Source organism: Nocardiopsis sp. MT53 (assembly GCF_019598965.1).
Lineage (GTDB): Bacteria > Actinomycetota > Actinomycetes > Streptosporangiales > Streptosporangiaceae > Nocardiopsis > Nocardiopsis changdeensis.
Genome location: NZ_CP080599.1, coordinates 2,068,010 through 2,083,651, shown reverse-complemented (window position 1 = coordinate 2,083,651; position 15,642 = coordinate 2,068,010). Strand labels below are relative to the sequence as shown.

The following is a 15,642-nucleotide window of genomic DNA, read 5'->3' as shown; positions in this document are numbered from 1 at the left end:
AGTCGGTATAGCACAACCGATGGTAGGCGCACCTGATTCCCAAGGGGACATCCGCCCCGGTTACCGGGGTGGGGTATGCCGCGAAAGGGTCTTCGCCGACATGTCGGCACGGCGCTTCGGCGACATCCTCAGGGGGTGTCGACGGTCTCCTGGGCGAGGACCCCGCCGCAGTCCGCCGGGTCGACCACGTACACCTCGGTGGTGTCGTCCTCGGAGGGGGCGAACAGCACCATGGCGGGGTCGCCGTCGAACACGGCCTCGTCCACCAGGGTGATCCGGAGGCCGGTCCGCTCGGAGAACACCGTCGCGCACTCCTCCGCGGCGACCGTGGAGCCCTCCTCGGCGGCGGCCGGCGGGGCCTGGGACCCGGAGAGCACCTCGGCGGCCTGCCCGGCCAGCCCGTCGGCGGTGTACTCGGTCCCGGAGGCCACGATCCCGGGCTTGTACGGCTGCACGGCCTCCGGCTCGAACTCGGTGCCCTCGTCCTGCATCATCGGCTGCTGGGCGGCGGCGCCGCCGCTCGCGTCCTGCTGCGGGGAGAGCACCGTGTTGAGCACGGCCCCGCCGCCGCCCAGGACGACGGCGCCCGCGGCGGCCACCATCATGAGCCGGGGCAGGTTCATGCCGTTGAACCCGCGCCGGGAGCCGCCGCGCGCACGCGTGATCGGGACCACGGGGGCCGCCGCGTCCGCGGTGCCGGTGCCGGCGTCGCCGGAGGTGTCGGAGAGCGCCGCGGGCCGGGCGGCGCGCTCGCGCACCGCCTCGTCGATGCGCCGGTCGAGGAGGGCGGCGACGTCCTGCGGCATGGGCGGGACCGGCGGCACGCCGGCGAGCGCGCCGCCGACGGCGGTGAGCTCGTCCAGGGTCGCCGCGCAGGTCGCGCAGGTCTCTAGGTGGTGGGCAACGGTGCGCTCCTCGTCGGGCTCCAACAGCTCCTCGGCGAAGAAGGCGAGTGCCTCCACGTCAGGGTGGGACGTCACGATGGGTCGGCACCTCCTCTCCCAGTTGTGACGTCTCGGGGGGGACGAGGGTTCCTCAGGTGGGCGAGAGACGGAAGAAGTTTGGCGCGACCTCGCGCACACCGGCTCTTGACCGTCCCGGTGGCGACGTCGAGGATCTGCGCGGCCTCCTCAACCCGGTAGCCGAGCATGTCGACCAGGGTGAGGGCCATGCGCTGGTCCAGGGGGAGGGTGTCCAGGGCCGCGTGGACGTCCAGCCGCGACTCGGTCTGGGAGGCGTGGTCGGGGGCGCCGCCGGTGCGGCCCAGCCGCTCGTTGGAGAGCACGTCGAGGGTGTCGACCTCGGTGGGGGTGGCCGGGCGGACCTTGCGCCGGCGCAGCCGGTCGTGGCAGGCGTTGACGACGATGCGGTGCAGCCAGGTGGTGACCTGGGACTCGCCGCGGAAGCGGTCGGCGGAGCGGAACGCGGACAGGAACGCGTCCTGGAGGGCGTCGGAGGCCTCCTCGGGGTCGCCCATCATGCGCACGGCGACGGCCCAGAGGCGATCGCGGTGGCGGCGCACGAGCACCGCGAACGCCTGATCGTCCCCCTGGGTGTGCCTGGTGAGCAGTTCCCGGTCAGGAAGCTCTTGGACCGCGTCCATCAGTGCCGATCACATATCCCCGCAGCTAGACACCGTGTACCTCTACCTCGTAGATGCTCCCACGGTACTTGCCGCCGTCGGTGGGCAGATCGGTGAACCAGACGAGGACGTACCTGCCGGTGGTGGGCTCGTCCAGCTCGATGGTCTGGTGGCCGCTCGCGGAGCCCTGCCAGGCGACGGGCAGGGCGGCGTCCACGGCGGACATCTCGCTGGGGTGCGACGCCGGGCTGTCGCCGATCCGCACCTCGATGCCGTACTGGGCCTCGGGCACGTACAGCTCCAGGGAGTGGACCTCGCGGGCGGAGCCCAGGTCGACCAGGAGCCCCACGCCCTCCTTGGTCGTGCCCATGGGGTCGTTGTAGCCCTCGGTGTTCCACGGGTCCCCGCCGGTGTCGCCGTCGTGGGCCCGCGACGCGTGGTCGGAGTGCTCGTCGCCGTCGCCGTCGGGCAGGGGGTCGTACCCCTGGGCGGACTGGATCGGCAGGACCTCGGTCTCGACGACCTCCGCGCCGCCGTCCGGCTCCCCGCCGCCGGCGGTGCCGGGGTCCGCCTCGTCGGCGCGCATCGACGCACCGAAGATCCAGGCGCCGGTGACCACCGCGGCGAAGAGCACCACGGCCAGCACGCCGACGAGGATGCGCTGCGGGGAGGTCCTGCGTTCGGCGGCCCGGCGGTCCATCCGCGAGGGCGGGCGCTCGCCGCGGGCGGAGGTGCGCGGGCCGGTTCCGCCGCCGTTCGTGCTGCGGGGGGAGCGGCGCGGGCCGGTGGACCCGAACTCGCCGGTGCGCCGGGAGGTCCCGGGCTCGGGCGGCGGGGTGGTCTCGGCCGGGGCGACGGGCAGCGGGATGAGCCGCGGCACGTCGGCCATGGCGGCGCAGAACTCGCCCGGCGAGCCGATCACCGGGCCGGGCACGACCTGGCCCACCAGGTGGGGCAGGGCGGCGCGGGTGGTGATGGAGGCCAGGGGCTCGCCGACGCCCTGGCGGATCTGGTCGGCGGGGTAGGGCCCGGCGGGGCCCTGCGGGGCCGGGGGCAGGCCGCTCTGCGGGCCGCTCGGCCAGGTGCCGGTGAGGGCCGCGTACAGCAGGTTGCCCAGGCCCTGGGCGTCGGCGGCGCCCGGGTCGGCGACGTTGACGCCCAGCAGGGCGGCGTCCACACCGATACCGGTGACCTTGACCGCTCCGCCGCTGCTCCACATGAGCTTGCTCGGGGTGAGGCACAGGTGGTACAGGCCGCCGTTGTGCGCGGCCGCGATGGCCTCGGCCGCCTCGGCGACCAGGCCCGCGGCGCGCTCGGGCTCCAGGGGGCCCTGGGCCAGCAGGTCGGCCAGCGAGTGGCCGACCACCCACTCCTCGACCACGTAGGGCACGGGGGTGGTGTCGTCGGCGTCGAAGACCTGGGTGACGCGCGCGTCGGGGATACGGCTGGTGGCGCGGGCCGCGCGGACCACATCGGATGTGCGGGGGAAGCCCTCGGCGAAGGTCCACACGGCGACGGGCCGTGCGAGGGTCTCGTCGGTGGCCTTCCAGCGGGTCGCCCCGCCGGTCTCGCTCACCACCTGGTCAAGGCGGTACCGGTTGGCCAGCTTCGCCCCGGGCTCGATCAGGAAGGTGCTCATGATGGGAGTGACGGGTGCCAGTGCCGTCGCCCCGCACGGGCCGCGGCGGCGCGGTCCTGGGCGGACCGGTGCGTCGCGGGGTGTGCGCAGGGGGTTCGGGCTCTGCTGCTGTCCCCAGCCTCCCTTCGGGCAGCTCGGATGAACAATGTGGTGGCGGTCAAGCGGTGCCTGTCCATGCTAGGACGCCTGAACAGCATCTTCGGAGGACATCGGGTATCCGTTCACCTTCCGGGACGTAGCGGTTCGGGACCGCCCAACTCGTCCATTCATGGTGATCAGCGACGTCGCAGTCGGGTTCTGAGCAATTCGAGGAAGGATGTGACTTCAGTCACATTGAGGAACTTGGCGCTGATCACGAACAGTACGCCACCCACGACCCCTCCGACGACCATCGCCGCGAATCCGGGCCAGAACTCACCCGGCAGTCCGCGGAACACGTGGATCATCGCGAGGCCGAACACGGCCGCCGGCAGCGTCGCCAGGTGCAGCTTGAACAGGGTGGCCGCGGTGTGCCGCCCGTCCAGGCCGTTCAGCCGCCTGTGCAGCATGTACCACATGATGACCGAACCCACGACGTAGTACAGCCCGTAGGGGACCGGGAGCCACACCACGACGTGCTGGGGCGGCACCACGAACAGCAGCGCGATCGCCGTGACGGCGTGCGCGGCCTCCGACGGGATGGCGACCAGCGCCGGGGTGCGGGTGTCGCCGAGCGCGTAGAACACGCGCATCTGGAGCTGGAACAGCGTGAACGGGATCAGCATCACGCAGAACACCATGAGGATGCGGCCGATGGCGGCGGCGTCCTCGGGGCTCGTGCTGCCCTGCGCGTAGATCATCACGCAGAACGGGACCGCGAACACGATCATCGCCACCGAGATCGGCACGATCAGCACCGACGAGAGCCGGAAGCCCCGCGAGAAGTCGCTGCGCACCTGGTCCTTGCGCCCGGCCGCCACGTGCTCGCTCATGCGCGGCAGCAGCGCGGTGATCACCGAGACCGCGATGATCGCGTACGGCAGCTGGAAGAGCATCGACGCGAACTTGTAGGCCGCGATGCCCGAGCCCGACTCGAAGCCCAGCTCGGCCGCGCGCGTGCCGGCGCGGGAGGCGACGTTGGTGGAGACGAGGGCGCCCAGCTGGGCCACCACGATGTAGAGCATCATCCACGAGGCCGCCTGGGCAGCCTCTCCCAGCCCCGCGCCCCGCAGGTCCAGCCGGGGCCGCCAGCGGAAGCCCGCCGCGGCCAGCGCCCACACCAGCACCAAGGCCTGGACGATCTGCCCGGCGGCGGTGCCCAGGCCCAGCAGCATCAGCTCGCCGGAGGTCACCGTGTCGGGGGTGCGCCCGGTCCCGGCGATGTTCAGGAACCACAGGCCGATGCCGATGATCACCAGGTTGTTCAGCACCGGCGCCCACATCGGCGCCCCGAACCTCCCGCGCGCGTTCAGCATCGCGCTGGCCAGGCCGCTGGCCCCGATGAAGAAGATCTGGGTGGTCAGGTAGCGCGCCAGGACCACCGACACCTCGAACTGCGCGCCGGTGAACTCGCCCGCGTAGATGCGGATGAACCACTCCGACAGCAGCATCGAGAGCGCGGTGATCACCAGCAGCGCCGACAGCATCAGCGTGACGAGCCGCTGCTCGGTCCTGTCGCCGCCGTCGGAGTCCAGCCTGCGCCGCTTGACCAGGAACGGCACGAACACACTGGCCAGCAGACCGCCGATGAGCAGGTCGTAGACCATGTACGGGACCATGCCCGCCACCTGGTAGGCGTCGCCCAGCATCTGGGTGCCGATCGCCGCCGCCAGCACGATCGTGCGGACGAAGCCGGTGACGCGGGAGAACACGGTGCCCAGCGCCATGATCGCGCTGGACTTGGCGAGGTTGCCCGGGGCGGTGTGGGAGGAGCCGCCGATCTCGTCGCCGTCCTCCATGCCGGCGCGGTCGGCGGTGCCCAGGTCGCCGATGTCGCTCGGATCGCGGCGGGTGGTGAGCCCGGTCTCGGGCTCGGTCGCCGGCTCCTCGCGCTCGTAGGCGTCCAGGACGTCCTCGGGCATCACCATGGGGCGGCGCTGCCGGCCTGCCGTGGCGGGCCCGTGCGCTCCTGCTCCGGAATCCTGCTCGCGGGGGTCTTCGCTGGACACCGTGTCCTCAGTCCTTGTACTCGTCGAGCGGTCGTTCCTCCGGCCGGGGCCAGGGCCGGAAGCGTCGGTGCGGCATCAACGACGCAGGCGGCCGCGGATCAGTTCCACCGCGGCGCTCAATTCGGGGACCCGCAGCAGCCGTGCGGCCGCGAGGAAGAACAACGCGCCGAGAAGGCACCCGGCCACGGGTGCGCCGATGTAGGTGAGCAGACCCGGGCCGACGAAGGTCTCGAAGGCCCAGAGCACACCGAAACCGGCCGCGACGCTCGGGACGACGGCCAGGTGCAGGCGCAACAATGTGCCAATGATGTGCTTTCCGTCAAGCCCCCCGATCCGCCGGCTGAGCACCAGACCTGCGATGACGAGTCCGCTGAGGAACGAGAACATGAAGCCCGCGGCCACGCCCACGACGACCGTCTCCGGCGGCAGGAGCAGGTAGGACACCAGCGCCAGAGCGCTGTGAACAGCCAGGTTGGCGATGGCGATCAGCGCCGGGGTGCGGGTGTCGCCCATGGCGAAGAACACGCGCAGCATGAGCTGGAACACGGTGAACGGCACCAGCCCGAGCGACATCACGGCCAGGATCTGGCCGATGTTGGCCGCGTCGGCCGGGGAGATCGACCCGCGGGCGAACGCCAGGATCGACAGCGGCTCGGCGAACAGGGCGATCGCGAACGCCATGGGGACGAGCACGAACGCGGAGATCCGCAGGGTGCGGGAGAAGTCCGACCGGACCGCGTCCCAGTCGTGGTCGTCGGCGTGCGCGCTCATCCGGGGCAGCAGCACCGTGATGAGGGAGACCGCGATGATCGCGTACGGCAGCTGGAACAGCTGGTAGGCGAGGTTGTAGGCGGTGATGCCCGCGCCGACGGAGCGGCCCTCCTCGATGGCGGCGACGTTGGCGGCGTTGGCGATGTTGGTGGTGATCCACAGGCCCGCCTGGGTGAGCAGGGTGTACATCATCATCCAGCCGGCCGTCTTGACGGCCTCGCCCAGCCCGGAACCGCGCAGGTCCAGGCGCGGGCGCCAGCGGTAGCCGGTCCGGGCCAGCGCGACGAACAGCACCAGGGCCTGTAGCGCCATGCCGGCGGCGGTGCCCGCGCCCAGCAGGGTCAGCTGCCCCTCGGTGACGGTGTCCGGCGTCCGCCCGGGGCCCGCGACCCACAGGAACATGCCCGCCACGGTCATGATCACCAGGTTGTTGAGCACCGGCGCCCACACGCCGGCGCCGAAGTACCCGCGGGTGTTGAGCATGGCGGTGAGCAGGCCGCTCAGCCCCACGAAGAAGATCTGGGACAGCAGGTAGCGGGCCAGGTGCACCGAGGCATCGAACTGCGCGTCGGTGAACCGGGACCCGTACAGCCAGATCAGGAACTCGGCGGCCGCGATCGCCACGGCGGTGAGCAGGAACAGCGCCACGAACGTCGTGGTGAACAGGCGGTCCTCGGTGGCCTTGCCGCCGTCGGCGTCGCGCTTGCGCCGCTTGACCAGGAACGGCACGACGACACTGGCCATCAGGCCGCCGATGAGCAGGTCGTTGAGGATGAACGGGATCGTGTGGGCCGTGTGGTAGGCGTCACCGAGCAGGTGGGTGCCGATGGCGGCGCCCAGCACGATGGTGCGGACGAAGCCGGTGATCCGGGAGGCCATGGTGCCGACCGCCATGATGGCGCTGGAGCGCATCATGCCGCCGCCCGCCGGGGCGTCGCCGGAACCGCCGGGAGCCGCGGGCTCCTCGGCCCCTTCGGCCGCCCGGTGGGTCCCGGGAACGGCGGGCTCGGGCAGTTCGCCCTCCTCGAAGGAGGGGACGGGGCCGCCGGAGGGGCGCAGCGGGCTCTCACCCGGGAGGGGGCCTTCGGGCTGAGAGGAACGACGGCGGTGCTTTCCGCCTTCGTTCGGGGAGTCGGTGACCACCGTGGATCAGGCTTCCTTTCGTCCGACCGGGAGGGACCCGGCGCGGGTGGGAGCCCGCGGCCGGGTCGGGCCGTGTCCGTGCGCCGGGGGCGCGCCGACACGGCGATGTGCGGATGTGTCGACACGGCGCCTTGTCGGCAGGGCGCCGTGTCGACGGGGGAGCGGGGCTCACGCCCCTTCGCCGCGCGGGGACGGTGCGTCCCCGGCGGCCGTCGTGGTGTCGTCGGGCTCCCCGTCGTTCTGAGAGGGCGCCCCGGGACCGTCGGTTCCGGCGTCCCCCGGCCCGGCGGGTGCCTCGGATCCCTGGGGTGCCTCGGGGCCCTCGGGCCCTTCGGACCCGCCGGTCCCCTCGGACCGCCCGGTGTCCTCCGTGTCCTCGGCGTCCGCGGGGCCGCCCGCGTCCTCCTCCTCCGCGGCGGCCCGGCTCCGGCGGGCCACCCACTTGCGCAGGGCGCGCGGGGCCAGCGCGGCGACGAGGATCAGGGCGCCCACACCGCTGATCAGCAGCGCCTGGGTCCCCAGGCCGGTGGCGTTCACCGGCAGCTGGACGTCCTGGCTGTTGATCGGCTCGCCGGCGGAGTTGTGCAGGCTCGCGTGCACCACCGTGCGCCCGTTGATCCGGGCCGACAGCGGTACGTACACCGTCGTCTTGGCGCCGGGGTCGATCTCGAAGTGGGTGTTGTACTCGCCGATGCTCAACCGCTCGGCGTTCTCGGAGTACACCGAGAGGTGCACGTAGACGGCCTCGTCCTCCAGGTCGTTGGCGACGAGGATGCCGGTGATCCCGGTCCGGCTGGCCAGCGTGACGTCCTCGCCGGGGATGATGCGCACCGCGGATAGGCCGTCGTCGACCTCGTCCATGACCAGCCCGCGTGTGGCGCCCGCCAGGGCCTCCTCCTCGCGCCAGTACACGGACTCCAGGCGGATCAGGGCCGGGCGGAACGGATCGGAGTCCTCCACCAGGACGCTGTTGAACATCCGCACGTCCCGGCTGACGTCCTCGACCAGGCCGAGGTAGGTGGAGCCGAGCTCGGCCTCGGCGGCGGAGTCCGGGTAGTCGAGCGGGGCGCGGGTGTCCTCCCGCTCGCCGGAGGCGGGCAGCTCGACGTCCTCCAGACGCTCCGGGGACAGCCAGGGCAGGTCGTCGCTGGCGGCCAGCACGCCGTCGGCGAACTCGCGGGACGGGTCCCAGCCGGGCTCGGGGGAGGCGACCACGACGCGGTCGCCCCCGGCGTTCTCGCCCGCGATCATCGCGGTCTCGGCGGCGAACCGCTGGAGCGCCAGGGCGGTGCCGCCCGGGGTGTCGGTGGGCATGGACAGCACGTCGGTGATGCCCTCGTCGGCCACCAGGGCGAACGGCTCCTCGTCGGAGTCCCCGCCCCCGGACAGCGGCGCCTGGGCGGTGGGGGTCGTCTGGAGCCAGCTCTGCGGGGGCATCGCGTCCTCCGACAGGAGGAAGCGGGTGGCGCCCTGCCCGGCGAGCAGCTCGCGCACGGCGCCGTCCATCAGGCCTCCGGCGGGCAGGGCGAAGCGCTCGTCCGCGGACAGCCCCAGCGCCGTCTCCACCGCCTCGCGGCCGATCCCGACCGACGCCTCGGCGTCGCCGTCCATCTCGTTGCGGAGCAGGGCGGCCAGGTCGGGGGAGGCGTAGGGGGTGGCCACCACGGTGTCCAGGGCCAGCGCCGCGCGGGCCTCGCGCAGCCACACCTGCGCGGCCACGTTCGCCTGGGCGGTCTCCCGCGCGGGCCCGGACTCGGCGGGCACCGCCAGCGGGTCGGTGACGACCTCGTGCTCCTCGGCGGCCAGGCGCAGGATGTCGTCGAGGGTGCCGGGGTCGACGGCCCAGGTGACGGGGACCCCCTCGGTGCGGGTCGGGGCCGGCTCCTCGGCCTCGGCCTCCTCCGGCTCCTCCTCGTTCTCGCCCGTTCCGGCCTCGTCCTCCTCCGAGGCGGAGGCCTCGGGCACGGTCTCGGCGGTCTCCTCGGCGGTCGCCTCCGGCGGGGTCTCCGGGGTCGGGGTGTCGGGGTCCAGGCCGAGCAGCTCGACGAGGTCCTCGTCGCCCGGCTCGAAGGACAGGGGGGCCTGGGCGCCGGCCGCCAGCAGCCGGCCCAGCCGGCCGTTCTCGGTGACGGTCGCCGCCAGCCCGTCGCCGAGGAAGGTGTCGTCGTCCGCCCGCTGGGGCGGGGCCATCAGCGGCCACACCCAGGCGATGTCGACGGAGGGGACGTCCTCCCCGTCGCCGACGTAGGGGAGGAAGGTGTACTGGGTGCCGATCACGGTGCCGTCGCCGTCGACCGCCTCGATCACCAGCGGGTAGACACCGTACGAGCCCAGGTTCAGGTCCTCCGCCGGCACGCTCAGCGTGTAGGTCTGGCTGGTGCCGGGCGGCAGCTCCGCGGTGATCTCGTCGTCGGGACCGGGCGCGTCGGGCCGCCAGTCGCCGTCGGGGCCGAACGCGTCCATGGCCTCGCGGTCCGCGAACGGGTGGCTCGAGTAGCGCATGCGGACGGTGACGTCGTGCAGGCTGTCCGACGTGGTGTTGACCACCTCGCCCGAGACGCGGAGGGTGGCGTCCTCGTCGAGGGCGTCCGGCGTGATCCGCTCGACGACGAGCGGCTCGGTGTCGTCGGCCGGTTCGGCCGGGGCCGAGGCCTGCGCGGACATGGCCGGGAACGGAAGCAGCGCGGTGGCCAGGGCCATGACCACCGGCACGGAGGTGATTCGACGCAACGCTTGACCGGTTTCCTGATTCGGGTCCAGGTGGCCGTTCCGCCGGGGATCGACAAGGGGCGGGAACGGTCGGGGTGCCCGCACGGCGCGCACGGCGTTCGCGGGTCGGGCGGACGCGGAGAAGGCAAGGGCGTCCCACCACTGCACCTGAAGATACCGTCTCCCTCACACCCCGGCTCTGGCGAGGACCTCCGCGCGACGTGTCGCGGCGGGGACGGAGCCCGCCGAACGGGCGCGTACACCGCGTTCGGCGGCCGTTCCGCACCCCGCGCGGCCTCTCCCGGCACGCCCGCAAACGATTCGCGGTTTGCCCGCGGGGCCGCCTAACCTGCGTTGTGTGCCGAACACAGAGTCTTCGAGTGAGAACGACGCCATGCCGACCGCGGCGGGTGCGCCGACCCCTGCGCAGCTGTCCGCCATAGCCGCGCTGGTCGAGTCGGCCCGGCCCGTCTCCGACGAACTCGGCGGGCGGTTCGCCGAGCACGGGCGGGAGCTGGCCCTGGTCGGCGGCCCGGTCCGGGACGCGCTCCTCGGCAGACCCTCCCATGACATCGACCTCACCACCGACGCGGTGCCCCAGCGGGTGCTGGAGCTGGTCGACGGCTGGGCCGACTCCGTGTGGACCGTCGGCATCGACTTCGGCACCGTCGGCGTGCGCAAGAAGAACCTCCAGCTGGAGATCACCACCTACCGCAGCGAGTCGTACTCCCCCAAGTCCCGCAAGCCCGACGTGGCCTACGGCACGGACATCGAGGGCGACCTGCTGCGCCGCGACTTCACGGTCAACGCCATGGCGGTGCGCCTGCCCGCCGGGGAGTTCGTCGACCCCTTCGGCGGCCTCGCCGACCTGCGGGCCGGGGTGCTGCGCACCCCGGGCAAGCCGGAGGACTCCTTCAGCGACGACCCGCTGCGCATCATGCGCGCGGTGCGGTTCGCCGCCCAGCTCGGCTTCGACCTCGCCCCGGAGGTCGCCGACGCGGCCCGGGACATGGCCGAGCGGCTGACCATCGTCTCCGCCGAGCGCGTCCGCGACGAGCTGACCAAGCTGATGCTCAGCCCGGACCCGCGCCGGGGCCTGGGGCTGATGGTCGACCTGGGCATCGCGCCCTACGTACTGCCCGAGCTGCCCAAGCTGCGGCTGGAGATCGACGAGCACCACCGGCACAAGGACGTCTACGAGCACTCGCTCACCGTGCTGGACCAGGCCATCGAGCTGGAGCACGCCCGCGGGCACGAGCCCGACCTGGTGCTGCGCCTTGCGGCGCTGCTGCACGACATCGGCAAGCCCAAGACGCGGGCCTTCGAGGGGGCCGGCCGGGTGACCTTCCACCACCACGAGGTGGTGGGGGCGTCCATGAGCCGCAAGCGCCTCACCGCGCTGCGCTTCCCCAAGGACGTCGTGTCCGACGTGTCGTCCCTGGTCGCCCTGCACCTGCGCTTCCACGGGTACGGCAAGGGCGAGTGGACCGACTCCGCGGTGCGCCGCTACGCCCGCGACGCCGGGCCGCTGCTGGAGCGGCTGCACATCCTCACCCGGGCCGACTGCACCACCCGCAACCGGCGCAAGGCGGCGGCGCTGGCCCGCTCCTACGACGACATCGAGCGGCGCATCGCCGCCCTCGCCGAACAGGAGGAACTGGACCGCATCCGGCCCGACCTGGACGGCAACGAGATCCAGGAGATCCTCGGCCTCAAGCCGGGGCCGGAGATCGGCAAGGCCTACCGCTACCTCCTGGAACTGCGCCTGGAGAACGGCCCGATGGAGAAGGAGGCCGCGACCGAGGCGCTGCGCGCCTGGGCCGCCGAGCACCTGTCGTCCTGAGGGGGACCGGCGCCGGGGTCAGCGGCCGGGTTTGACCGCGGTGACGGCCATGGCCATCCCGAACACGCGCAGCGGCGTTCCCTCCAGCCCGTCCGAGACGGACTGGAGGGGGCGCGGGCGGCGGTCGAAGGGCGGCATCAGGTAGTCGATCGCCCGCACCCGCAGGCCGGCGCCGCGCAGCAGCCGCCCCATCTCCTGGGTGGTGAACGCGCGCGCGTCGGACATCCGCTCGTGCAGCGGGCGCACCCAGGGCAGGAACGGCGCGGTCAGCGCCGACCGGCGGTGCCCGCCCCACAGCACCCCGTGGGTCTCGAAGGGGAACCACCGGTTGGGGGTGGTGAGCGAGAACGCCCCGCCCGGCTTGAGGACCCGGTGGATCTCCGTCAGCGCCCCCTCCAGGTCCTCGATGTGCTCGACCACCTCGAACGCGGTGACGCGGTCGAAGGTGTTGGGGTCGAACGCCAGCGAGTCCGCCGACATCTTGTGGACGCCGATCCGGTCCTCCAGCGGGCTCCCGGCGATCCGCTCGGCGAACATGTCCAGCCGCTGCGGCTCCAGGTCGATCGCGTCGACCCGCACGTACCCCTCGGCCAGTTCGACGGTGTAGGTCCCGTCACCGCAGCCCACGTCGAGCAGCCGGTCCCCGCGGACGGGCAGGTGCCGCGAGACGGCCCCGATCCGCTTGGCCACTCCGCGCCGGCCGAAGGCGCTGGAGGGGGCTCCGATCCCCAGAGCACCGTTCATGGCACACCATCTCTCCGTGACTAGACATCCTTGGCCCGGACACTACAGCAAGTAGTGAGATGGTCACTGCTCGATCAGCCTCTGTGGGGACATGTCGACAAGCCTCCCGCTCGGAGCCCCGCTGTGCCGCGGCCCCGCGGCCCCGCGGCGGGTCGCGGGTCAGCAGGCGCAGACGGGGGAGTGGACCGGGGCGGTGAGCGGGTCGACCGGGGAGCGCTCGACACCGGACGCGGTCTCGACCTCGAACCCCTCGCGGATCCAGTACTCGATGCCGCCCACCATCTCCTTGACCCGGCGGCCCAGGCGGGCGAACTCCAGCGCGCCCTTGGCGGCGCCGTCGCAGCCCGGCCCCCAGCAGTACACGACCACCGGCAGGTCCGGGTCGACCAGCGCCGCTGCCCGCGCGGCGATCTCCGTGCGGGGCAGGTGCACCGCGCCCGGGACGTGCCCCTGGTCCCAGGCGACGCGGGCGCGGGTGTCGACGAGGGTGAAGCCGGGCTCGCCCGAGGCCAGCGCCGCCCGTACGTCGGACACGTCGGTGTACAGGCCCAGGCGGGCGGAGAAGTGGGCCACGGCCAGTTCGGGGTCGGCGAAGCGTGAAGTCGTCATGTCGACAAGGCTAGATCCGGGCGCCCCGCCCGGACAGGCGCGATCCACGGCCCCATCTTGTTCTCACCATGGATCGCGCGGTATATCCCTCCCATGACCGACGTATCACTGGACGAGACCGACCTGCGCCTGCTCGCCGCCCTCCAGGCCGACGGCCGGGCCGGGTACGCCGAGCTGGCCCGGGCGGTGTCCATGTCCGCCAGCGCCGTCGCCGAGCGGGTGCGCCGACTGGAGGCCGCCGGGGTGGTCTCCGGCTACTCCGCGGTCGTCGACCCCGAACGGCTGGGGTTCGCGGTGACCGCCTTCATCCGGCTGGCCTACCCCAACGGCAACTACCGGCCCTTCCACGACCTGCTGGCCACCACCCCCGAGATCCTGGAGGCCCACCACATCACCGGGGAGGACTGCTTCCTGCTCAAGACCGTGGCCCGGTCGATGCGCCACCTGGAGGAGGTCGTCGCCCGCGTCGCGGTGATGGGGTCGGTCACCACCAACGTCGTCTACTCCAGCCCGCTCAGGGGCCGGCCGGCCACGGACGCCCTGGGGGTGACGCCCGTCATTGCGGGGGCGCAGGACCGGGCCTGACACTGGCCCGATGAGCCTGACCACCTGGTACCTGGAGACGACCGACCCCGGCGGGCTGCGCCCCGCGCGCGACCCCGGCGGCGACGTTCGGTTCGACCGGGTCGGGATCCCCAGCCCCGCGTTCAACCGCTTCCTGTACGAGCGGGTCGGCGGCGACTGGCAGTGGACCGACCGCCTGCCCTGGACCGACCGGCAGTGGCGACTCTGGGTGGACCGCCCCGGCCTGGAGACCTGGGTGCTCTACCTCGACGGCGCCCCCGCCGGGTACACGGAGCTGGAGGCCCAGCCCGACGGCGCGGTCGAGGTCGTGTACTTCGGCCTGCTGCCCGGGTTCCTCGGCCGCGGCCTGGGCGGCCACATGCTCACGCTCGCCCTGCGCCGCGCCTGGGACCTGGCCGACCGGCTGCCCGGCCGCGAGCCCACCCGCCGGGTGTGGCTGCACACCTGCTCTCTGGACGGCGAGCACGCGCTCGCCAACTACCGCTCCCGCGGGCTGTCCGTCTACAGGACGACACGGGAACAGGTCGACACGTCGACCAAGGGACGCCGCCCCGCGGTCCCCTAGGAGGCGGGCTCGGGGGCGGCGGCCCGGCGCTCCCGGAGCACCCAGGCCAGCCCGGCGGCCAGGTAGACGGCGACCATGCCGACCACCACCGCGGTCCCCAGGCCCGAGGGCGGCACCAGGGCGGCGGCCAGCCCCGCGCCCAGGACGAACGTCGCGTTGAACAGCACGTCGTACACGGAGAACACGCGCCCGCGGAAGGCGTCGTCGACATATCGCTGTACCTGCGTGTCGACGGTGACCTTCACGCCCTGGGACACGAATCCCAGCACGAACGCCGCCACCGGGAACAGCGCGGACGAGAACGGCAGCGCGAACACCGCCAGCACCACCGCCGCCACCAGCAGCTGGAGCCCGATCCACGCCCCCGGCGACATCCGCTCCGCCGCCCACGGCGTGGCCACCGCGCCCAGGAAGAACCCGACCGCCAGCACCCCGGCGGACACCGAGAACCCGGCCAGGCCCGCCACCCCGCCGCCGGTGAACGTGTTGTTGTACAGCAGCAGCGTCATCAGCGAGGAGATCCCGAACAGCACCCGGTGCAGACCGATGGTGCCCAGCGCGTCCCGGGCGGGCGGCCGCGACCAGATGTGCCGCACCCCGGCGACCATCCCGCACACCACGCTCCCCACCGCGGCGCGCACCTCCTCGGGCTCGCGCTCCAGGTGCGGGCCCAGCTCCCGGCGGCCCAGGGACAGGGAGACCAGCCCGGCGGCGGCGAACCCCGCCGCGGCCGCCACCAGGATCGCGGCGGCCCCCGCCGAGCCGGTGCCGCCCAGCACCCCCAGGCCCAGCCCGACCCCGGTGCCCAGCGAACTGGCCACGGTCCCGCAGGTGGGGGTGACGGCGTTGGCCATCATGAGCTGCTCGCGCGGCACCACGTACGGCAGGCCCGCGGACAGCCCGGACAGGAAGAAGCGGTTGACGCTCAGCACCAGCAGCGCCGCGACGAAGAAGGCCGGGCTCTCGCCCCCGGCCACGACCACCGCGCTGACCACCGCCAGCGCGGCCTTGGCCAGGGCGGACAGCAGCAGGACCTGGCGCCTGGGCCACCGGTCGATGAGCACCCCGGCGAACGGCGCCACCACCGAGAACGGCAGGAGCAGCACCGCGAAGGCCGCCGCCACGGCGGCCGCCCCCGTGTGCTGCTCGGGGTTGAAGAAGACGAAGCCGGCCAGGCCCGCCTGGTAGACCCCGTCGGAGAACTGCGAGACCAGTCGCGTGCCGAAGAGCCGTCGGAACCGGGAGCCCCGCAGCACGGTGCGCAGATCGCCGAAGAAGGACACGCCACCAGGGTAGGGCGTGCCC

General features: G+C 73.0%; 12 protein-coding genes. 3 read left to right on the top strand and 9 right to left on the bottom strand.

All coding sequences use genetic code 11. The features are described 5' to 3' along the window. Positions 1–128: 128 nt before the first annotated feature. The 6 genes from K1J57_RS09020 to K1J57_RS08995 all read right to left on the bottom strand — a co-directional run bounded on the left by K1J57_RS09020 (position 129) and on the right by K1J57_RS08995 (position 9,982). The gene (locus K1J57_RS09020; protein WP_255646923.1) at positions 129–980 is read right to left on the bottom strand and encodes an anti-sigma factor; all 852 of its coding nucleotides are present in this window, start codon (positions 978–980) and stop codon (positions 129–131) included. After that, entirely contained in the window at positions 977–1,603 is a 627-nt protein-coding gene (sigM, locus tag K1J57_RS09015) for an RNA polymerase sigma factor SigM (RefSeq protein ID WP_220563988.1), read from the bottom strand. The genes K1J57_RS09020 and sigM overlap by 4 nt, the downstream gene beginning before the upstream one ends. Before the next feature lie 25 nt (positions 1,604–1,628). Further along, positions 1,629–3,221, bottom strand: coding sequence for a protein kinase family protein (locus K1J57_RS09010; RefSeq protein ID WP_220563987.1), 1,593 nt, complete (start codon positions 3,219–3,221; stop codon positions 1,629–1,631). A gap of 275 nt (positions 3,222–3,496) precedes the next feature. Continuing rightward, positions 3,497–5,287, bottom strand: a complete 1,791-nt coding sequence (murJ, locus tag K1J57_RS09005; RefSeq protein ID WP_220565423.1) for a murein biosynthesis integral membrane protein MurJ — start codon at positions 5,285–5,287, stop codon at positions 3,497–3,499. Positions 5,288–5,443: 156 nt separating this feature from the next. Further along, entirely contained in the window at positions 5,444–7,282 is a 1,839-nt protein-coding gene (murJ, locus tag K1J57_RS09000; RefSeq protein ID WP_220563986.1) for a murein biosynthesis integral membrane protein MurJ, read from the bottom strand. Positions 7,283–7,450: 168 nt separating this feature from the next. Beyond that, complete coding sequence (locus K1J57_RS08995) at positions 7,451–9,982, bottom strand: DUF6049 family protein (protein WP_220565422.1); 2,532 nt, start codon at positions 9,980–9,982, stop codon at positions 7,451–7,453. 367 nt (positions 9,983–10,349) lie between these two features. On the opposite strand from K1J57_RS08995, the gene K1J57_RS08990 reads away from it, so the two are divergent. Further along, positions 10,350–11,834: a CCA tRNA nucleotidyltransferase gene (locus tag K1J57_RS08990; protein WP_370634633.1), complete on the top strand. Its 1,485-nt coding sequence runs from the start codon at positions 10,350–10,352 to the stop codon at positions 11,832–11,834. A gap of 18 nt (positions 11,835–11,852) precedes the next feature. Here the strand turns inward: K1J57_RS08990 and K1J57_RS08985 are convergent, their stop codons facing one another. Both K1J57_RS08985 and K1J57_RS08980 read right to left on the bottom strand, forming a co-directional pair. Next, the gene (locus K1J57_RS08985; protein ID WP_220563985.1) at positions 11,853–12,578 is read right to left on the bottom strand and encodes a bifunctional 2-polyprenyl-6-hydroxyphenol methylase/3-demethylubiquinol 3-O-methyltransferase UbiG; all 726 of its coding nucleotides are present in this window, start codon (positions 12,576–12,578) and stop codon (positions 11,853–11,855) included. Positions 12,579–12,737: 159 nt separating this feature from the next. Then, entirely contained in the window at positions 12,738–13,187 is a 450-nt protein-coding gene (locus K1J57_RS08980) for a rhodanese-like domain-containing protein (protein WP_220563984.1), read from the bottom strand. 93 nt (positions 13,188–13,280) lie between these two features. On the opposite strand from K1J57_RS08980, the gene K1J57_RS08975 reads away from it, so the two are divergent. Continuing rightward, positions 13,281–13,772, top strand: coding sequence for an Lrp/AsnC family transcriptional regulator (locus K1J57_RS08975; RefSeq protein ID WP_220563983.1), 492 nt, complete (start codon positions 13,281–13,283; stop codon positions 13,770–13,772). 10 nt (positions 13,773–13,782) lie between these two features. Further along, entirely contained in the window at positions 13,783–14,337 is a 555-nt protein-coding gene (locus tag K1J57_RS08970) for a GNAT family N-acetyltransferase (protein WP_220563982.1), read from the top strand. Here the strand turns inward: K1J57_RS08970 and K1J57_RS08965 are convergent. Beyond that, positions 14,334–15,620 carry an MFS transporter gene (locus tag K1J57_RS08965; protein WP_220563981.1) on the bottom strand — a complete coding sequence of 429 codons (1,287 nt, stop codon included), beginning with the start codon at positions 15,618–15,620 and terminating at the stop codon, positions 14,334–14,336. The two genes, K1J57_RS08970 and K1J57_RS08965, sit on opposite strands and share 4 nt — an antisense overlap. Positions 15,621–15,642: the final 22 nt, after the last annotated feature.